Origin of the sequence: Rhizobium sp. ZK1 (assembly GCF_047782645.1) — a bacterium.
Lineage (GTDB): Bacteria > Pseudomonadota > Alphaproteobacteria > Rhizobiales > Rhizobiaceae > Rhizobium.
The window spans coordinates 3,174,966-3,194,352 of the sequence record NZ_CP180586.1 but is presented as its reverse complement, the minus strand read 5'-3'; the positions used below and the strand labels follow the sequence as shown (position 1 = coordinate 3,194,352).

At 60.5% G+C, this 19,387-nt stretch carries 20 protein-coding genes; 7 read left to right on the top strand and 13 right to left on the bottom strand.

The window, feature by feature from the left end:
- Window positions 1-172 precede the first annotated feature (172 nt).
- Window positions 173-1,486 carry a UDP-N-acetylglucosamine 1-carboxyvinyltransferase gene (murA, locus tag ACK9YZ_RS16380; RefSeq protein WP_253958246.1) on the top strand — a complete coding sequence of 438 codons (1,314 nt, stop codon included), beginning with the start codon at window positions 173-175 and terminating at the stop codon, window positions 1,484-1,486.
- Window positions 1,487-1,489: 3 nt separating this feature from the next.
- On the opposite strand, the gene ACK9YZ_RS16375 is transcribed toward murA, so the two are convergent.
- The 5 genes from ACK9YZ_RS16375 to ACK9YZ_RS16355 are packed head-to-tail and all read right to left on the bottom strand — an operon-like array spanning window position 1,490 to window position 6,052.
- On the bottom strand, window positions 1,490-2,188 hold the full coding sequence (locus ACK9YZ_RS16375) for an ABC transporter ATP-binding protein (protein ID WP_416064517.1): 699 nt from the start codon (window positions 2,186-2,188) through the stop codon (window positions 1,490-1,492).
- On the bottom strand, window positions 2,188-2,934 hold the full coding sequence (locus ACK9YZ_RS16370) for an ABC transporter ATP-binding protein (RefSeq protein ID WP_416064516.1): 747 nt from the start codon (window positions 2,932-2,934) through the stop codon (window positions 2,188-2,190). The genes ACK9YZ_RS16375 and ACK9YZ_RS16370 overlap by 1 nt, the downstream gene beginning before the upstream one ends.
- Window positions 2,931-3,965, bottom strand: a complete 1,035-nt coding sequence (locus ACK9YZ_RS16365; RefSeq protein ID WP_416064515.1) for a branched-chain amino acid ABC transporter permease — start codon at window positions 3,963-3,965, stop codon at window positions 2,931-2,933. Before ACK9YZ_RS16365 ends, ACK9YZ_RS16370 begins: the two co-directional genes overlap by 4 nt.
- A complete protein-coding gene (locus ACK9YZ_RS16360) occupies window positions 3,962-4,822 on the bottom strand; it encodes a branched-chain amino acid ABC transporter permease (RefSeq protein WP_216755683.1) in 861 nt (286 codons plus the stop codon). The genes ACK9YZ_RS16365 and ACK9YZ_RS16360 overlap by 4 nt, the downstream gene beginning before the upstream one ends.
- Window positions 4,823-4,876: 54 nt before the next feature.
- Entirely contained in the window at window positions 4,877-6,052 is a 1,176-nt protein-coding gene (locus ACK9YZ_RS16355) for an ABC transporter substrate-binding protein (RefSeq protein ID WP_416064514.1), read from the bottom strand.
- Between the two features lie 331 nt (window positions 6,053-6,383).
- Between ACK9YZ_RS16355 and ppk2 the strand changes: the two genes are divergently transcribed.
- Window positions 6,384-7,292 (top strand): polyphosphate kinase 2, encoded by a 909-nt coding sequence (gene ppk2, locus ACK9YZ_RS16350; protein ID WP_216755681.1) that lies wholly within the window; start codon window positions 6,384-6,386, stop codon window positions 7,290-7,292.
- 36 nt (window positions 7,293-7,328) lie between these two features.
- On the opposite strand, the gene ACK9YZ_RS16345 is transcribed toward ppk2, so the two are convergent.
- The 4 genes from ACK9YZ_RS16345 to ACK9YZ_RS16330 form a co-directional block, all read right to left on the bottom strand.
- Complete coding sequence (locus tag ACK9YZ_RS16345) at window positions 7,329-8,171, bottom strand: ABC transporter permease (RefSeq protein WP_216755680.1); 843 nt, start codon at window positions 8,169-8,171, stop codon at window positions 7,329-7,331.
- Between the two features lie 3 nt (window positions 8,172-8,174).
- A complete protein-coding gene (locus ACK9YZ_RS16340; protein WP_216755679.1) occupies window positions 8,175-9,056 on the bottom strand; it encodes an ABC transporter permease in 882 nt (293 codons plus the stop codon).
- Window positions 9,053-10,159 (bottom strand): ABC transporter ATP-binding protein, encoded by a 1,107-nt coding sequence (locus tag ACK9YZ_RS16335; protein ID WP_416064513.1) that lies wholly within the window; start codon window positions 10,157-10,159, stop codon window positions 9,053-9,055. The genes ACK9YZ_RS16340 and ACK9YZ_RS16335 overlap by 4 nt, the downstream gene beginning before the upstream one ends.
- 68 nt (window positions 10,160-10,227) lie before the next feature.
- On the bottom strand, window positions 10,228-11,403 hold the full coding sequence (locus ACK9YZ_RS16330) for an ABC transporter substrate-binding protein (protein WP_416064512.1): 1,176 nt from the start codon (window positions 11,401-11,403) through the stop codon (window positions 10,228-10,230).
- Between the two features lie 238 nt (window positions 11,404-11,641).
- On the opposite strand from ACK9YZ_RS16330, the gene ACK9YZ_RS16325 reads away from it, so the two are divergent.
- From ACK9YZ_RS16325 to ACK9YZ_RS16315, 3 genes are read left to right on the top strand one after another with little or no spacing between them, the layout of a single operon-like run.
- A complete protein-coding gene (locus ACK9YZ_RS16325) occupies window positions 11,642-12,364 on the top strand; it encodes a GntR family transcriptional regulator (RefSeq protein WP_416064511.1) in 723 nt (240 codons plus the stop codon).
- Window positions 12,365-12,398: 34 nt separating this feature from the next.
- A complete protein-coding gene (gene uxuA / locus ACK9YZ_RS16320) occupies window positions 12,399-13,586 on the top strand; it encodes a mannonate dehydratase (protein ID WP_416064510.1) in 1,188 nt (395 codons plus the stop codon).
- Between the two features lie 18 nt (window positions 13,587-13,604).
- Entirely contained in the window at window positions 13,605-14,057 is a 453-nt protein-coding gene (locus ACK9YZ_RS16315; protein WP_416064509.1) for a GFA family protein, read from the top strand.
- A gap of 135 nt (window positions 14,058-14,192) precedes the next feature.
- Here ACK9YZ_RS16315 and ACK9YZ_RS16310 read toward each other — a convergent pair whose 3' ends face one another.
- The 4 genes from ACK9YZ_RS16310 to ACK9YZ_RS16295 form a co-directional block, all read right to left on the bottom strand.
- Window positions 14,193-14,399 (bottom strand): hypothetical protein, encoded by a 207-nt coding sequence (locus ACK9YZ_RS16310; protein ID WP_216755673.1) that lies wholly within the window; start codon window positions 14,397-14,399, stop codon window positions 14,193-14,195.
- A gap of 148 nt (window positions 14,400-14,547) precedes the next feature.
- Window positions 14,548-14,916 carry a response regulator transcription factor gene (locus ACK9YZ_RS16305; RefSeq protein WP_216755672.1) on the bottom strand — a complete coding sequence of 123 codons (369 nt, stop codon included), beginning with the start codon at window positions 14,914-14,916 and terminating at the stop codon, window positions 14,548-14,550.
- A gap of 92 nt (window positions 14,917-15,008) precedes the next feature.
- A complete protein-coding gene (locus ACK9YZ_RS16300; RefSeq protein ID WP_216755671.1) occupies window positions 15,009-15,656 on the bottom strand; it encodes a response regulator transcription factor in 648 nt (215 codons plus the stop codon).
- On the bottom strand, window positions 15,643-17,232 hold the full coding sequence (locus tag ACK9YZ_RS16295; RefSeq protein WP_216755670.1) for an ATP-binding protein: 1,590 nt from the start codon (window positions 17,230-17,232) through the stop codon (window positions 15,643-15,645). Before ACK9YZ_RS16295 ends, ACK9YZ_RS16300 begins: the two co-directional genes overlap by 14 nt.
- Window positions 17,233-17,848: 616 nt before the next feature.
- Between ACK9YZ_RS16295 and ACK9YZ_RS16290 the strand changes: the two genes are divergently transcribed.
- Together ACK9YZ_RS16290 and fae are read left to right on the top strand one after the other, a co-directional pair.
- A complete protein-coding gene (locus tag ACK9YZ_RS16290) occupies window positions 17,849-18,844 on the top strand; it encodes an aldo/keto reductase (RefSeq protein WP_416064508.1) in 996 nt (331 codons plus the stop codon).
- 33 nt (window positions 18,845-18,877) lie between these two features.
- Window positions 18,878-19,387 carry a formaldehyde-activating enzyme gene (gene fae / locus ACK9YZ_RS16285; protein ID WP_416064507.1) on the top strand — a complete coding sequence of 170 codons (510 nt, stop codon included), beginning with the start codon at window positions 18,878-18,880 and terminating at the stop codon, window positions 19,385-19,387.

Sequence of the window (19,387 nt, the reverse complement as noted above, 5' to 3'; positions counted from 1 at the left end):
CGGCGCTCGGGAGGGCGCCGTTTTTTATGGATCCCTCCGGTCGCCCTGCCTCTAGCCGTCCACGCGCGGGGGCGCTAAAACAGCCACACTTCCCAATGGGCGATCACTCCGATGTCACAATGACAAAGCAGATATGCCCTCTGAAAAATCGAATCGAACAAGGATGACAGCAGTGGCACAGGCCCAGCCGCATGAGCGAATTCAGTACATCGTCGAGGGCGGCCATCGCCTTGCCGGCGAGATCCAGCCGAGCGGCAATAAGAATGCCGCCTTGCCGATCATTGCCGCCTCGCTGCTGACCGACAAGCTGGTGTATCTGACCAATGTGCCGCGTATTCGCGATGTCGAAGCGCTGGTCGAACTGATCCAGTCCGTCGGTGCTAGGGCACGCTGGCTCGGCCGCAACGAGTTGGAAATCGAAGCGAGCGATCTCAAGCCGGCCGATCTCGATCCCGGCCTCTGCGCTCGTATCCGCGCGTCCATCCTGCTTGCCGGTCCGATGCTGGCGCGCTGTGGCGAGATCACGTTGCCGCCGCCGGGCGGCGATGTCATCGGTCGCCGCCGCGTCGATACGCATTTCCTGGCTCTGGAACAGCTTGGCGCCGAAATCGGCGTCAACGGCTCCTACAGCTTCCGCGCGAAGCAGTTGCGCGGCGCCGACGTCTTCCTCGACGAACCGTCGGTCACCGCGACGGAAAACGCGCTCTGTGCGGCTGTTGCCGCCGAGGGTAAGACGATCCTGCGCAATTGCGCGTCCGAGCCGCATGTTCAGGATCTCGCGCATTTCCTCATCGCCATGGGCGCGAAGATCGAGGGTATCGGCACCAATACAATGACCATTCATGGCGGCCAACCGCTCGGTGGTGCATCGCACCGGATCGGTCCCGACCATAACGAGATCGGCTCGCTGATCGGCCTTGCTGCTGTCACCGGTTCTGAAATCACCATCCGCCGGGCGGGTGTTGAGCATCTGCGCTCGACGCTGATGACCTTCGAGCGTCTTGGCATCCGCTGCCGCATCGAGGGCGACGATCTCGTGGTGTCGGCGGGGCAGGAGATGAAGATCCAGCCGGATTTCGGCGGCCATATTCCGAAGATCGAAGACCAGCCTTGGCCGGCTTTCCCTGCCGATACGATGTCGATTGCCATCGTCACTGCCTCACAATGCGAAGGCGTGGTGCTGATGTTCGAGAAGATGTTCGAAAGCCGGATGTTCTTCGTCGACAAGCTGATCGCCATGGGCGCGCGCATCGTGCTCTGCGATCCGCATCGCGCGATCGTCGCCGGTCCTTCCAAGCTGCGGGCCGCGCAGGTGGAGAGCCCGGACATCCGCGCCGGCATGGCGATGCTGATCGCCGCTATGTGCGCCGAGGGCACCAGCGTCATCAACAATGCCCAGCAGATCGAACGCGGCTATGAGCGGATCGAGGAACGCCTGAACGCGCTCGGTGCGAGCATCACCCGCGTGCCACCGCGCGAAGCTTAATCCTCAAACGCCCAGGTGAGCGTCCAGAGTTTCGGGTGAGGCGAGAAGCGCTTCGGACGTGTTGCGGTAGGTGACCGCGCCTCGTTCGAGAACGATGACCTCGTCGGTCAGCGGCAGTACCTTGCGGGCCTTCTGCTCGACGATGATCGCCGACATGCCTTCGCCGGTGACGATGCGGCGAAGTGCGGCCAGAAGCTCGTCGACAATGATCGGGGCGAGGCCTTCCAGCGGTTCGTCGAGCAGCAGAACCTTAGGATTGAGCATCAGCGCGCGGGCAATGGCGAGCATCTGCTGCTCTCCGCCGGAGAGCTGGTTGCCGAGGTTGCGGCGGCGCTCCCTAAGGCGCGGAAACATCTGGTAGACGCGCCCGACATTCCAGGCGCCGGGGCGGGCGCTGGCCATCAGGTTCTCCTCTACCGTCAGCGAACGAAAGATGTTGCGCTCCTGCGGCACCCAACCGATGCCAAGCGGCGCGCGCTTCTCTGCGCGCAGCCGGGTGATGTCGCGTTGCTGCAAGTGGATGGAGCCGGCATGGTGGGTGGTAACACCAATGATCGTGTTGAGCAGGGTGGTCTTGCCGGCACCGTTGCGGCCGAGCAATGCCAGCGAGCGGCCTTCCTCCAGCGTAAAATCCACCTTGGCCAGCACATGCGCTTCGCCATAACCGGCGATGAGACGCTCGATCCGCAACAGTTCGACCATCAGGGGTCCTCCCCGAGATAGATGGCTTTGACCTGCGAATCCCCAGAGATTTCGGCGACAGTCCCCTCGGCGAAGAGCGCACCGGCGGCGAGCACCGAGATGCGGTCTGCAAAGGAAAAGACGAGATCCATGTCGTGTTCGATCAGCACAACCGTGACATTGGCCGGCAGGTCGCGGACGATGCCGAGAACCTCGTGGCGTTCCTCTTCGGGAACGCCGGCGGCAGGCTCGTCAAGCAGCAGGACCTTCGGCTGCATGGCAATCGCCAGCGCGATTTCCAGCAGACGCTGCTTGCCATAGGGCAGGAGTGTTGTCGGCGTGCCCATGGCATCGACGAGACGGAAGCGCTCCAGCAGGTTGGCTGCTTCATCGGCCACCTCGCGGTCTGCCGAAAGCGGCCGCCAGGCGAAACGGCCATGGCCTTTGCGTTCGCTGATTGCCAGCATGACGGAGTCGAGAGGCGTGAAATCGCCGAAGAGCTGGTTGATCTGGAAGGTGCGGGAAAGACCCTTGCCGACGCGTCGATAGGAGGACAGGCCGGTAATGTCCTCGCCAGCGAGCAGGATCTCGCCGCTGTTCGGTGTCAGGACGCCGGTCAGCAGGTTGATGATCGTGGTCTTGCCGGCTCCGTTCGGTCCGATCAGCGCATGGCGGGCGCCCTGGCGGATCTGCAGCGAGACGTCGTTGGTGGCGACGAAGCCACCGAAGCGTTTGACGAGATGGCGGGTTTCCAGCGCAAGCGTCATTTGCTTTCCTCCGCGACGGTGTGCGGCACCTGCGTCTCGCGTTTACGTGCCGTGCCCGGCAGGAGGGTCTGCCAGCTTGTGAGACGCTCGCGTCCGACCAGAACGATGATGATGAGCACGAGGCCGATCCAGAACATCCAGTATTGCGGGGTGATGACTGAGAGCCAGTTGCGCAGGATGGAGAAGAGGACCGCGCCGAAGACGCCGCCATAGAGATAACCGACGCCGCCGATGACCAGCACCAGCAGTACCTCGGCCGATCGGTGGAAGGCGAGCACGTCGGGCGAGACGAAGCTCGTCGTCTGCGTCAGCAGGGCGCCTGCAATGCCGGCGTACGCGGCCGAGATCGTGTAGATCGCAACGATACGGCGGGCGGGCGAGACGCCGAGCATGGAGGCACGGCGCTGGTTGCGCTTGATCGCCTTCAGTGACAGACCGAAGGGCGAATTGACGATGCGGCGGGCGACGTAGGTCAGAACGACCAGCACGATCAGACAGTAGATATAGCCGGTGCGGCCCCAGAGATCGAATTCGAAATAGCCGAGGATCGGATTCAGCATCACACCGCTCAGACCGTCGGCGCCGCCGGTGAGCCAGACTGCCTGATTGACGACTTCGGCGAGCAGCATGGCGACGCCGAAGGTGGTCATCAGGCGCGTCAGATCGGAGCCTCGCAACACGAGGAAACTCGTCAGGAAGCCGAAGAGGCCGCTGACGACAGCGGCTGCCAGCAGGCCGACGATTGGCTCGCCGGAGACATGCACGGCGAAGAGACCGGCCGCATAGGCGCCGAGGCCAAAAAAGGCGGTATGGCCGAGCGAGACTATGCCGGCATAACCGAGGATCAGATCCAGCGAGATGGCAAAGAGTGCCAGGATGGCGATCTCCGTCAGGATCAGCATTTGTGACGGCAGGACGAAGATCGCGGTGATAGCGACCAGCCAGAGAGCAAATTCCCAGATCTGCCAGCGGCCGGCGCGCTTCAAGAGCTTTATGGCCTCCATAGAGGCGTTGTTGTGTTCGCCGCTCATCGGCCGCCCTCCCGGGAAAAGAGGCCATGGGGCCGGAGGATCAGCACAAGGATCATGACGGCATAGATGATAAAGGCGCCGAGCTGCGGCACGTAATATTTGCCGGCGACATCGGCGATACCGAGCAGAAGTGCTGCGATGAAGGGGCCGGTGATGGACGAGGTACCGCCAACGGTGACGACGATCATGAAATAGATGAGGTATTTCAGCGGAAAGTTCGGGTCGAGGCCAAGCAGTTCGGTGCCGAGCGCGCCGCCGAGACCGGCGAGGCCGGAGCCGAGCGCGAAGGTCAGCGCGAAGATGACGGAGACATTGATGCCTAAGCCGCGCGCGACACGTCCATCATCGACGGCGGCGCGAAGCTGGCTGCCGAAGCGGGTGCGGGTGAGCGCCAGTTGGAGTGCTGCCGTCAGCACCGCGCAGATGACAATGATGAAGAGCCGATAGCGGCCAATATCGACACCCATGAAGCCGAAGCGGCCGCTGAGTTCGGGCGGCAGATTGATCAACTGCTGCTGGCCGCCCATGAAATAGTCAATCGCGGCAATCGACATGAAGACAAGGCCGATAGAAAACAGCACCTGATCGAGATGCGACGCCGAATAGAGGCGACGGTAGAGCAGACGTTCGAGCACCACGCCGATAAACGCCGTAAGGATGAAGGCGGCCGGCAGGCACCAATAGAAGGAAATGCCGTAGCGGTTCATCATGATGACGGTGATATAGCCGCCGGCCATGGCGAAGGCGCCGTGCGCCAGATTGACGAAATTCATCAGGCCCAGCGTGACCGACAATCCGCAGGCGAGAACAAAGAGAAGCATGCCGTAGGCGATGCCGTCGAACAGGATTGTCAGCATGAGACCTCACTGCATCCAGGCGGCGGAATTACTTCCGCCGCCTGCTTCACAGGCTTACTTGGCAGCCGTATTCGGATCGTGGATCTTCGGGTAAGTCGCGAACTCGACATTGTAGAGCTCGCCATTCTTCTCTTTGACCTCGCGCATGTAGATGTCCTGTACGATGTCGCGGGTATCAGGATCGATGGTAACAGGGCCGCGCGGGCTGACGAATTCCATGCCCTTCATGGCGTCGATGAGCTTGGTTCCGTCCGTATCGCCGCCTGTCTTTTCGAGTGCGGCATAGGCGACATGCATGGCGTCATAACCGCCGACCGACATGAAGTTCGGGCGCATGTTCTTGTTGGTCTTGCGAACTTCGGCGACGAAGGCCTTGTTTTCCGGGCTGTCGTGATCGGTCGAATAGAAATGCCCGGTAATCACGCCCTTGGCAGCCGGTCCCATGCCGTTCAGGAGGTCGTCATCGGTCACGTCGCCGGTGGCGATCAGCTTGATGCCTGCATCGGCAAGGCCACGATCGATGAACTGCTTCATGAAGATTGCGCCGACGCCCGAGGGGACGAAGACAAAGAGGGCATCAGGCTTGGCATCGCGCACGCGCTGAAGGAAGGGGGCGAAATCCGGGTTCTGCAAGGGAACACGGAGCGCTTCGACGACCGTGCCGCCTTCCTTCTTGAACTGGTCGGTAAAGCCCTTTTCGATGTCGATGCCTGGACCGTAATCGGTCACCAGCGTGACGACCCGCTTCAGATTGTTCTGGACGGCCCAAGTGGCGACCGGAACGGCGGATTGCGGGCCGGCCATCGAGGTGCGCACGAAATAGGGCGACTGTTTCATGATGGCTGAGGTCGTGGCCGAAGTGATGATGGCCGGGACCTTGGCTTGGTTCAGAACCGGGGCGACACCCATGGCAAGTGGCGTCAGGCCGAAGCCGACGAGCATCTTGACGCCATCATTGACGACGAGTTCCTGGGCGATGCGACGGGTCTGATCGGCGGTGCCGGCATCGTCACGCAGGACAAGTTCGATCTTCTTGCCTGCAACCGTGTCGCCATTGATTGCCATGTATGCGCGAGCGCCAGCCTCGACCTGGCGTCCGGTTGAGGCGAAAGGACCCGTCATCGGCAGGATCACGCCGATCTTGACCGTTTCCTGTGCAAATGCAGGCAAGCCGGCAAGCGTGGCGAGCGCCGCGCCGGCTATCAATAGTCTTCTCGAAAACGAAATCATGTATACTCCTCCCATTGTTGCGCACCATATCTCTCTCCGGGAGATATGCCCGCGACCTGAACGTTTTCCCTCTCTCCTCCAGAGGAAAAAGCTGATGTCGCGAAATTGCTCAGCAACATCAATGTATACATAAAACTCGACATGGCACAAGCTGCCGCCATCAGTCAGACCCCCCAATTGGGCTTGGCAAAACGGCCATGAAAGCTTCGGCCGACGGTGTTCGCGCTCCTGATTTTGCGTTTTGCCAAAGCAAATTTTCGATCGTCGCAACTCTGTCATATAGCTATGGCGAGAACGTGCTTTATCGAGCGGATTGAATAGGGAGCGTGCCATGATCGAAAACACTCAGCTCGACCGTATCAAGAACGAAATCGCCGACAGCTTCGACGAGGAGCTGGAAATGCAGATGGAGGAGGACCGGCTCGACGAGCTGGTTGCTGAAGGCATGTCAGGCCCGGCCGAGCAGACGCTCGACCGCAAGCTCTATTTCCGCGAGCTCTTCCGCCTGCAGCATGAGCTCGTTCGTCTTCAGGACTGGGTCCAGTACAAGAAGCTCAAGGTCGTCGTGCTTTTCGAAGGCCGCGACTCCGCCGGCAAGGGCGGCGCGATCAAGCGCGTGACCCAGCGCCTCAACCCGCGTGTCTGCCGCGTGGTCGCCCTTCCGGCACCGACCGAGCGCGAACGGAACCAGTGGTATTTCCAGCGCTATGTTCCGCATCTGCCGTCAGCGGGCGAAATGGTGCTCTTCGACCGCAGCTGGTACAATCGCGCCGGTGTCGAGCGTGTGATGGGCTTCTGCACGAAGGATGAGCTGGAAGAGTTCTTCCGTTCGGTGCCGGAATTCGAGCGCATGCTGGTGCGTTCCGGCATCATCCTCATCAAGTATTGGTTCTCGATCACCGATGAGGAGCAGGAATTCCGCTTCAACATGCGTATCCACGATCCGCTGAAACAGTGGAAGCTTTCGCCGATGGACCTGCAGAGCCGTGTTCACTGGGAGGAATATACCAAGGCCAAGGAAGAGATGCTGGACCGCACGCATATCGACGAAGCGCCGTGGTGGATCGTCCAGGCGGTGGACAAGAAGCGAGCACGCTTGAACTGCATCGCGCATCTGCTGGGCCAGATCCCTTATGAGGACGTGCCGAAGCAGGAGATCGTGCTTCCTGAGCGCGTGCGCCACGACGATTATCAACGCAGCGCCGTTCCTCAGGAAATGTACGTTCCCGAAGTCTATTGATTGCAAAGGTTGCTGCTGGTCTCCGGCAGCAACATCTCAATGCGCCGATTGCTGCTTGGCTCGGGCGACGATCTGCGTCGGATTGACGAATTGCAGGGCGATGATGAGCCAGAAGAGCGTCGTCACCATATAGACCACCGCCATCGCATCGATCGACTGGCTGGCGCGTACGCCGGATGCGAAGACCGCGTAATAAAGAGAGACGACGAGCGTCTGGGTCTGCGGTCCGGCGATGAGGAAGGTCAGCTCGAACATCGCCAGCGTGCGTACCAGAACGAGTAGAAGTGCTGCCAGCATGCCGGGCAGCAAGAGCGGCAGCAGGATACGGATGAAGAGGCTGGTGGTGCCCGCACCGAAGACGCGGGCGGCCGCTTCGATGCGCGGATCGATCTGCTCGATGAAGGGGATCATGACGAGCACGACGAAGGGGAAAGACGGCACGAGATTGATCAGTACTACGCCCCAGAACGTGCCGCCGAGACCCAGCTGGTAAAGGACTGTGGCCAGCGGAATACCATAGGTCAGCGGTGGAATCAGCAGCGGCAGCAGGAAGAGCAGGATGATGGCGCGCTTGCCCGGAAAGTCGCGCCGCGCCAGTGAATAGGCGGTCATCACGCCGAGAATGCCGGAGATGAGGACGACGACGAAGGCCATCTCGAAGGTGACGATGACGACGCTGGAAAGCTGGAACTCTTTCCAGGCGCTGAAGTACCAGCGATCCGTCCAGCCGCGTGGCAGCCATGTGCCGAGCCAGCGTGTGGCGAAGGAATTGACGATCACGGCTGCGATGACTGCAAGCAAATTGAGGACGAAGAGGGTGGCGAGCGCCCAGACGGCGATGCGCCAGATCTTCGAAGTAAGACCCTGGTCACGGATCATGGCTCAGCCTTTCGTGCCGCCGGCAGGGCCGCGGTAGAAGAACGAACGTGCGCCGAGAATGGCGACGACAACGATGAGCTCGACGCCACCCATGATGAGGGCGATCGCCGTGCCGTAGGAATGGTCATACTGCTCGAAAGCGGCCTGATAGGCGGCGATCGAGATGACCCGCGTCGGCCCGGCCGGAGCGCCGAGCAGGACGGCGGACGGGAAAACGGCGAAGGCCTGCACGAAAGAGAGGCAGAAGGTCACGGCAAGGCCGGGCACCAGGAGCGGCAGGAAAACGCGCATGAAGCGCCGCCGTGCATTGGCGCCGAGCGTGGCGGCAGCCTGCTCGATCGCTGGGTCGATGCCGGTGATGTAGGACAGCGTCAGCAGGAAGGCGAAGGGAAAACCGGTAATCAGCAGCGAGGCAAAGACGCCCCAGTAGTTGTTGGTGAGCTTGACTGGCGAATCCAGGATGCCGAACAGGATCAACGTCTCGTTGAACCAGCCTCGCGGGCCGAGAAAGGTCAGCAGGCCATCAGCGACGAAGACGGTGCCGAGCGTGATCGGCAGCACGAGGATCGTCGTCAGCAGACGCTGGCGGCGCATCAGCCGGACGCGAAACGCAACAGGGACTGCGAAAGCCAGGTTGACGATGGTAACAGGCAAGGCGAGCCACATGGTATTGGCGATCGTGCCGTACTGGAACTGATCGGAGAAGAACTTCGCGTAGTTCTCGTACCAGCTCCCGCCATCCTTCGGCATCAGCGAATCTGCCACGCCATAGACGAAAGGATAGATGAAGAGGGCGATCATGAATATGAGGCCTGGCAGCACAAGCAGCGTTGTGCCGTCGAGGCCTTGTGCGGCAAGCCTGGTTTTCAGCGACGGGCCGCTCATGCTGCCCCCTTGAAGACGAGCGAGCGGCCTGCGACTGGCTGAAGCGAGGCAGCAGCACCGCGCGGCAAAGCATCATCGGCGCGGAAATAGAGTTCCGATCCATCCTTCGAGCGGGCCATGCCGAAAAAGGCGCGGCCGCGATATTCGGTGCTGGCAACGGTGACGGGGATGCCCGTGCCGTCGGTGGTCGCGACGAGGTCTTCCGGACGTACGGAGAGAACGGCGGCATCGCCGACCTTGAGCGTATCGCGCATGGTGCCGGCCAGCCGCGCGCCGGCGGCTTCGATTTCTGCCTCATTGCCGGAGACAGAGACGACGCGGCCGGGGATGCGGGTGCGGAAGCCCATGAAATCGGCGACATTGATATTGACCGGGCGCTGGTAGAGATCCTGCGGTGTGCCGATCTGCTGTATATGGCCCTGGCTCATGACGACGATACGATCGGCAAGCGACAGCGCCTCGTCCTGGTCGTGGGTGACATAGATGGTGGTCGAGCCGATCTGGTCGTGGATGCCGCGGATTTCGGCGCGCATTTCCAGGCGGAGCTTGGCGTCGAGGTTGGAGAGTGGTTCGTCCATCAGCACGATCGGCGGGCGGATGACGATAGCGCGGGCAATGGCGACGCGCTGCTGCTGGCCGCCGGAGAGCTGGCCGGGCAGCTTGTCCGCCTGGTTTTCGAGGCGCACGAGGGCCAGTGCATCGATGACGCGTTTGTCAGCTTCCTCGCCGCGAATACCCTGCATCGCAAGGCCGAAACCGACATTCTTGCGTACGCTCATATGCGGGAAGAGGGCGTAGCTCTGGAAGACCATGCCGAAGCCACGCTTTTCCGGCTCCAGTTGGTCGATGCGGTTGCCGCCGAGGCGGATTTCACCGCCGGAAAGGCCAAGCAGGCCGGCTATGCAATTCAGCGCCGTGGATTTGCCGCAACCGGAGGGGCCGAGAAGCGCGATAAATTCGCCGGGTTCAATCGCGAGGTCGATCCCGTCGAGGGCGTTATAGGCGCCGAAGGATCGCCTGATGCCATCAAGCTCAAGGCGCGCATTCTTCCGCGATGACAGCGCTGCTGCGTTTTGAACCGGCAAAGTCAATGCGATCTCCATTTATCGGCGGTCATGCCGCTAGAAATCCGGCGCCGGAAACCGGCGCCGGCTCATTCGATTATCAGGGCTCAGCCCTTCTTGGCGCCGATCTTTTCGTCCCAGATGCGGAAGGCCTGCACGAGCTGCTTGGGCTCGAGCGGCACTTCCAGCGGGCTGCCGGCGATCCAGTCGGCATATTCCGGCCGGCCGAATTCCTTGATGATTTCCTGGCTTTCTGAGGGGGCCATTTCGAGGGTGACGTCCTTGACCGCCGGGCCGGGATAAAAGTAGCCGGCGTCATAGGCGATCGCCTGCTGCTGTGGCTGGTAGATGTGGTTGAGGACGTCGAGCAGAACGCCGATCTTCTCGTCGGAAACGCCCTTCGGAATCGCCGCATAGTGCGCGTCGGTGACCCAGTGGAAACCTTCGAGCTTGCCTACCTTGGCTTCCTCTGGGACGATGCCGAGTGCGCGCGGGTTGATATCCCATCCGGTCGTCGTAGCGACGATGTCGCGTGTGCCTTCGCCGAGTTCCTTGAAAACGATTGTGGTGCCGGTCGGGTAGTATTCGATGTTCTCGCCGAGCGCAGCCAGATATTCCCAGGTCTTGGCCCAGCCATTGACCGGGTCGCGCGGGTTGCTGTCGCCGAGCAGATAGGGCAGGCCCATCAGCAGCGTGCGGCCGGGGCCGGAATTTGCAGGGCGGGCATAGAGGAACTTGTTCTTGTTCTGCTTCGTCCAGTCGAGCAGCTCCTGTGCCGTCTTCGGCGGGGTCGCCACCTTGTCAGGCATGTATTCGATCAACGGGCCGGACGGGTAATAGGTGATGACGACGCCCTGATCCTTAGCCAGCGCCTGCATCTTGAATGCCTGCGGCAGCAGGATGCTTTCAAGGTTGGGAAGTGCCGACTTGTGGCTGGACAGGTCGACCCAGAGGCCCTGGTCAACGCCTGCCGAAAGTGCATCCGTGCCGGTCAGGACGAGGTCGATATCGACCTTGCCGGCGGCCTGCTGGGCCTGGATCTTGGCCGGCAGTTCCGGGGCCGGGGCCTTGGTGAAGGAGAAGCTAGAGACGAATTCCGGCTTCGCTTTGGCGTAGTTTTCGAACATGCCCTGCGTCAGCGCCAGGTTGCCGGCGACATCGACGATGGTGATGGTCACCGGGCTTGCAGGCGCCTTCGCCTGAGCGAAAGTCCGAAACGGCAACATCCCGGCCGCGGCGACGCCGGCAGCTCCGCCGACGAATGTTCTGCGTGTGATCTTCATCCTATCCTCCTCCTTTACGGCGGTGCCGGCCTTTGACCCCGAGCGCCGCCCGTTTGCATCGCAATGCACGTCCCATGCCTCGATGCGCTGGTTTTCCGGCGGCATCAAATGTTCGCAGCTCGAAGCTTTTCCTCCGGGTGCAATGCCATGCCGGCGTTCTCCTCCGCGGCATGTCTTGGCAACAGAATTCAATTGATATACTAGTATGCACGAAAGTGTCAACGTCCTGAGATCATGCATGCGGCAGGCTTCCGACCCTGAACTCCTCGCCTTCCCGGCACCGCGCGATGTCGGCGGAAAGATTCGGCGCGTGACGACGGCGGCGGCAATCCACGAGCGGCTGCATGCCGATATCGTGTCGCTGAGGATTCCACCTGGCACGGTGCTGCAGGAAAAGCGCATCGCCGAGGATTTCGGCGTCAGCCGTACGCCTGTGCGTGAAGCGCTGCTGAGGCTCTCCGAAGGCGGCCTCGTCGATATCTATCCGCAATCGGGCACGGTGGTTTCGCGGGTGCCGGTTTCGGCCATTCCGGAAGCCGTCGTCGTGCGCAAGGCGCTTGAGGGAGCGACCGTAGAGGCAGCCGCAGGTATCGCGACGGAGGCTGACATTGCGCGCCTCGATGTGATTATCGCCCGGCAGAAGACCCATGCCGCACTTGGCAATGCCTCAAGCTTCCACGAAGAGGACGAAGCCTTCCACGAGGCGATCACGCAGATTGCCGGTTATCCTGGTATCTGGACAATTCTGAAGACGGTGAAGGTGCAGATCGACCGAGCGCGGCGCCTGACGCTGCCAGTGCTTGGCCGCATGGACAACGTCGTGCGCGAACACATGGAGATCCGCGACGCCATCGCGGCGCATGATATCGCAGCGGCGCGGGAAGCCATGATTCATCACTTGAGCGCCGTTATACCCGACGTGGCGGAACTGCGATCGCAGTTCCCCGACTATTTCTGCTGAGAAAACGAACGATAGACCAAGGGAGAGAAACGAAATGCGGCAAGGTTGGAGATGGTTCGGGCCGGAGGCGCCGGTCACGCTGGACGAGGTGCGCCAAACCGGTGCGACGAATATCGTTTCGTCGTTGCATCAGGTGCCGATCGGTCGCGTATGGACCGAGGCGGAGGTGCGCGAGCGCCAGTCGCTGATCGAAACGACGCCTGCCGGCCGCTCGCAACTGACCTGGAGCGTCGTCGAAAGCATCCCGATCCCCGATGCCGTCAAGCGCAAGGGCGGGCAGGCCAAGGCTGAAATCGAAGCCTGGGTCGCCAGCCTCGAAGCTGTCGCTGCCTGCGGCATCCCGATCGTCTGCTACAACTTCATGCCAGTGGTCGACTGGACGCGCACCGACCTCGACTATGTCACGCCGACCGGCGCAACCGCCATGCGCTTCGATCATGAGCGCTTTGCCGCCTTCGAGTTGTTCGTCCTCCAGCGTCCGGGTGCAGCCGAGGAATATTCCGACGAAGACAAGGCGCGAGCCAAGACCGTCTATGAAAGCATGACCGAAGCGGAAATCGCCGAGATCACCCGCATCATCACCTCTGCTCTGCCCGGCTCGACGACCGAGCCGTTGACCATCCCGGCGTTCCGCGAGAAGCTCGTCGCCTACCAGGGCATCGATGCGAAGAAGCTTCGCCAGCATCTCATCGAGTTCCTGGAAGCTGTCGTGCCGGCTGCGGAAGCGCGCGGCGTAAAGCTGACGCTGCACCCTGACGATCCGCCGCGCTCGCTGTTCGGCCTGCCGCGCATCGCTTCGACGGCTGAGGATTATGCAGCGCTTTTCGATGCCGTGCCGGCTGCGGCCAACGGCATGTGCTACTGCACCGGCAGTCTCGGCGTGCGCGCCGACAACGACCTGCCGGCAATTGCCCGTCGCTTTGCCTCGCGTATCTATTTCGCCCATCTGCGCGCCACGACCCGCGAGGGCGATGGCCGCACCTTCCATGAAAGCGCGCATCTCGAAGGTGATGTGAACATGGTTGCCGTGCTGAAGGAACTGGTTGCCGAGGACCGCCGCCGCAGCGCCGATCAGTCGATCGTGTTCCGCTCAGATCATGGCCACCGCATGCTCGACGACCTGCAGAAGAATGTCACACCCGGCTATCCGGCAATCGGCCGTCTTCGCGGTCTCGCCGAACTGCGCGGCATTCTGCATGCGCTTGACGCGCCGCCGACCTGATTTCTCTGCTTTTATGCAATGCCAGCAAAACGGCTGTACAGTTTTGCTGGACCTTGCGAAAAAGAGGAGACCCCGTCGATGAAGAGAAAAGCCTCATGTTCATGCGGCGCCCTCGCACTCATAGCACATGGCCGCCCTCGAAAGGTATCGGTCTGTCATTGCAACGCATGTCAGCGCCGGACCGGATCGAGCTTCGGAGTCGCGGTCTTTTTTGCCGCTGAGGCAACCGAAGAAACTGGCAAGGCCGCCGTCTATCGCCGGATCGGAGACAGTGGCAGATCGCTGGAATTTTACTTTTGTCCGGCTTGCGGCACCACGGTTTTCTGGAAACCCGAATTCCGGCCTGGGCTCACAACGGTGGCACTCGGTTGCTTCGACGACAAACAGGGATTGGAGCCGTCTCAGACGGTATACGACGAAAATCGTGACAAATGGGTCCTAATCGAGGTGATGCCTGTTTCACCCGCATGACGTCTACCCGCTTCGTCGGAAAAGGTCGGATTCATCATAGCGGTCGATCAGTTCCTGCGGCCAGTTACCGGCGATGATGTCGGTGCGCAAGCCAAGCTTGTCGGCTTGCGGAAAGCTGTCAGCGCCAGAGGGGGATCAGAAATGCGCCCCGCTTATGTCTTCCGGGCGGCGATGCGCGGCAATGCGGACCGGCAGGTATTCATAGATCGGATTTTCCGGTTCCAGACGCAGAAGCGCACAATGGAACTTGTAATTCGCACCGGTCATGATGTTGGAGAAGATCACATCCATCAGGATGTTCTTCCCGACGCTGATAAATATCGGACGCTTGAGCTTTATCATGGCGTTCACCTCGTTTTTCTATCCAGTGAACTGGACCTAACAAGGTATATATTACTTTTTTTATTTTAGCATTGAATTATACATAGGTGTATAATTTGAAATAACCTAGACACGGAAATAATACTCCGGCATGAGACGCAGTGGAGCCTTACGGCTTCAAAGCCATTTCCAGGTAATTGATGAGGGAATCGAACTCAACCGGCTTGCCCAGAAAGGCCAGGGCACCGCCTTCCATGGCGGCCGTTCGGGTTCGTTCGTCGCGATAGGATGTCATGAAGATCATCGGCGGCTTTTCAGGTTCGCCGTTGAGGATTTCCTGCAGTTCGATGCCGCTGAGGCCCGGCATCTTGACGTCGACCAGCATGCAGTCGATCGCCGCTCTGTCGTCAAAGGCCAGAAATTCTTCCGCAGAGGCAAAAAGCTTGCTCTGGTAGCCGCAGGAGTGGATCAGATCATCGAGCGCCTCCCGAATGGCCTGGTCGTCGTCAACGACCGCGATTGTGGATGTATGTGACACGAGATTGGTAGCCTTGCTTATTCTTGTATTACCTGGGTTTCATTATGGGGCTCGGGATTGTCTCGCGGTATCATACAAGGGTCTAGGTTCCGCTATCTGCCTTCCAGCATCTCGGACTTGCGCACCAGGTCGGCTACTGAGCGGACCTGCATCTTGCGCATCACATTGCCGCGATGCAGCTTTACGGTGATCTCGCTGATGCCGAGATCGTAAGCGATCTGCTTGTTCATCAAGCCCTTGACGACGGCAGCCATCACTTCCCGCTCGCGAGGGGTCAGCGTATCGACCAGCGAGGCAACGGCGTCGCTCGCGGCCATCTCTCGCCGGCGAGCCATGTCCTTTTCGATCGCGACGCCAACGGCGTCGAGAATATCCTGATCGCGGAAGGGTTTGGTCAGGAAGTCGACGGCGCCGGCCTTCATGGCGCGCACGCTCATCGGAATATCGCCGAAGCCGGTCATGAAGACGATCGGCATCCTGCTGCCGATCCGTTCGAGATGAAGCTGAAAATCCAGGCCGCTGAGACCGGGCAGGCGCACATCGAGAAGGATACAACCGGGCCGGTGCAGATCGGCCTTGTCGAGAAAAGCTGTCGTCGTGGCGAAGGAGGAGGCTTCCATCTGGATCGACCGAAAGAGATCGACCAGCGACTCGCGGATAGATTCGTCATCATCGACGACATAGACGATCGGCAATGCGGACTGAGCGGCTGCCTTCGATGCGGCATTAGTGTCGGTCATGGTCGTCCTCAATCGGTATGATCATTTCGAAGATGGCGCCGCCCTCAGGATGGTTACCGGCGGTGAGCTGGCCGCCTCTGGCTTCCAGCGTGCTGCGGCAGATGGAGAGCCCCATGCCCATCCCGGCGGGCTTGGTCGTGAAGAAGGGGGTGAAGAGCTTCGCCATGGCCTCCTCGCTGATGCCGGGGCCGAAATCCCTGACGGAGAGCGTCACGAATATATCATCCTTCCTGGCGAGCGAGATCAGAATCTTGCGCTGGTCGATTGCTGTTTCCTGCATGGCCTGTATGGCGTTGGTAACGAGATTGATCAGCACCTGCTGCAGCTCGATCCGGATCGCTTTCACCGCGGGCGGCTTTTCGGCCGGGTCGAGCTCGAAGCTCACCATGTCTCGCTGGAAGTCGTGCTCCATCAAGGCGCGGGTTTCCTCGATCAGCGCTTCGAGATCGACATATTCAGGCGTGCGGTCGGTATGGGACAGCATGGAGCGGGTGTTGTGGATGATTTCGCTTGCGCGCTGGCTGTCGCGGATAATGCGCTCGGCCGAGCGGCGCACGGCGGCAAGATCTGGCGGTTCGCGGTTCAACCAGCGAAGCAGCGTCTGTGCATTGACGACAATGGCGCCAAGCGGCTGGTTGAGTTCATGGGCGAGGGAGGCGGAAAGCGTACCGACGGTTGCTGCGCGTGAAGCGCGGGCAAGCTCGTCCTGTGCTTCACGCAGGGCCTTCTGCATCATTTCCCGCTGGGTGATATCCACCATGCCGACCACCACGCGGTTGAAGGCGGCGGGATCCTCGGGAAAGCTCATGCTCATGATGACGAGCCGGGTCTCGCCGTTTTCAGTGACCAGGTTGCCCTTGCCCTCGAAATGCCGCTCTCCGCGAAAGATGGCATTCATCAGCTCCAGAAAAGTATCGTCGTCAGGGGCGATGTAACGGCGCATCGTGCGCGATGGCAGGCCGTCGGCGACATGGCCGAGCAGCTCCAGGGCCGCATCGTTGAAGGCGATGGTGCGGATGAGGCCCGTGCAGGTGGCGATGATACCGGGATTCGTTCGATAGTAGTCCTTGAGGTCGCTCACACCTTCCGCCTTCAAGGACATCAGGAAGGCGCGCACTCCGGAATAATCGCGCTCCCAGAGCGCAATGCGGCTATGCTCGAAAATATAGCGGAAGCGGGTCTCGCTGTCGCGAAGATGCAGGTTGGCCTCGATAAGCCCGGCGCGCGCGGTTTCGTTCCGGAGAATGAGGGCACAGGTGATGGTAATCGCGGCCAGAGAAACCGCAAAGCGCAACTGCGCCGGAACATCTTCCACCAAGCCGTGCGAATAGAGATAGGCAAAAAGTGTTAGAGCGGCGCAGATCACCGCAAGCAGCGCTGTTCCGATCCTCGTCAGCATTTCTGCGGCCAGCAGCAGCACGATCACATAGAGAACCGCGATGGCGCTTTGGATCTCGGTGAAGGTATCGACGTAGAATACGGCGGCGCCAAGAACCAGTGCGATCAGGCCAAGCGTGATTTCATGCGAAGGTTTTCCTCGCCGGTTGATCAGTTTCAGCAATACAGATGGTCCCATGCCCCCTCGCTGTGGCTCCGGTCTTTATTCACACCGGTTAACTCTGCGTAGCTTAATGCGGTGTTTGGCCGCGCAAAGCTATACAAAAGTGTTGGAAGTAAAGGGCGAATAAGGCCGGTGAACCAAAAGGAAAGACCGTCCCGGGCGGCGGGACGGTCTATGGCGGATGGGAGGATCCGCGGGGCTTTGGCGGAGGGGAACGCCTGCCCTAGAGGTGGCAAGGGGCGATGCCACCAGCTTGAAACCGTGAATGGTCAGGTCGGTTCCGAGCTACGACTTGAAGATAGATCGAAGAGCTTGTCCGCATAACTATACTTAGGTTTTGGTCCGGCCATACGAAGCGGCAGGTCCGTTTCTGTGTAAATGGCTTCGAAACTTGTCCTGATGACTTCCGCAACAATAACGCTGCAGATGGCACGCAAACGGATGAGAATCCATCGGACCTTGTCACGACTTCCATGGCGTGCCGAGGCGTCGCAGCAAGGGAAGCCCATGGCGCAGGCATCTGTGGCGCGATTATCTCATTTTGAGATAATCGCATCGAATAAACCTATTTGTCACAATAGTGTCGCCACGCCATAGTCCTAACAGGGAGAAACACTTTTAGGACATTGCTGTGGAATATGTGCGCTTTGGCCAGACCGGCCTGAAGGTTTCGTCGCTTTGCCTTGGTACCATGGGTATCGGCACATCCAAGTGGAAGGGTTGGGTGCTCGATGAGGAGAAGTCGGTGCCGATCCTCAAGAAGGCGCTCGATGTCGGCATCAATTTCTTCGACATGGCGGACTGGTATTCGACCGGCGTCAATGAGCAGGTCGTTGCGCGCACGCTTTTATCGCTGACGGACCGCGAAAGGCTGGTGCTCTCCAGCAAGGCCTTCTACCCGATGAGCGACGATCCGAACGACAAAGGCCTGTCGCGCAAGCATCTGATGGCGTCGATCGACAAGTCGCTGAAGCAGATGGGGACTGACTATGTCGATCTCTACATCATCCACGCCTTTGACCCGGAAACGCGTGTTGAAGAGACGATGAGCGCGCTCCACGATATCGTGAAGTCAGGCAAGGCACGTTATATCGGCGCCTCCACCATGTATTCCTGGCAGTTCGCCAAGATGAATCATGTCGCCGACAAGAACGGCTGGACGCGGTTCGTCAACATGCAGTGCCAGTATTCGCTGCTCTACCGCGAGGAGGAGCGCGAAATGATGCCTTACTGCAGGGACGAGGGCATCGCGGTTACCACCTTCTCGCCGCTCGCCCGCGGTTATCTTGCCGGTGGCGGTTCTGCGCCGCGTATCGCCCATGACCTCTATCTCGACTGGTTCGGCGACGAGATCGACCAGGAGATTGCCAAGCGCGTCAACGAAGTCGCTGCCAAGCGCGGCAAGACGGCGAGCCAGATCGCCCAGGCCTGGGTCATCGGTTCCGGCAACAGCACGGTTCCGATCGTCGGCACGGAGAGCCCCGAGCATGTCGTTGCCGCGATCGAAGCTGCTGCGATCGAGCTCACGGCAGAAGAACGCACCTTCCTTGAAGAGCCCTACCGCCCGCGCGACATGATCAACGACTATAATCCGATCCGTCGCCCCCGCGCTCTTTCGAAGGCATAATGGCCTCGACTCGCATCGCTATTGGAGATTTAAATGCTTTACATCGGTGAAGGCTTCGAGGGTTCCGGCCCGAACGCTGCCCACATCAATCTCTATCTCGGCCCGAAGAATGGCCCGATCTCTGGAGCGCTCGCCGGTGCGGCCGCAAGCCCCGGCCCCGGCCACCTGCCGTTCCAGGCGGTGTTAAAACCGAACCTGCCGGCGAAACCCGTGACGCTCTTCATCGCAAAGGCAGTGATGGAATCCGGTTCGTCGCATGAGCTGATGACCTGGGGGCCTGCGCAGGCCGGTGTCGCTGCCGGCATCACCGCCGCACTGCTCGACGATTCGCTGCCGGCCGAGGCCGAGGACGACTGGGTGGCGATCGCCGCGGTCTGGGTCAATCCATCGGCAAACGATGCCGAAGAAGTATATCATAACAACAAGGCTGCGACGCATCTTGCAGCCAAGCGTGCACTGATGAAAGGTTGGCCGTCGCGTGCCGAGCTTGCCGAAGGCGTAGCAACGGTCGGCAATCCATTTTTCACGCCTAAGGTCGCCTGA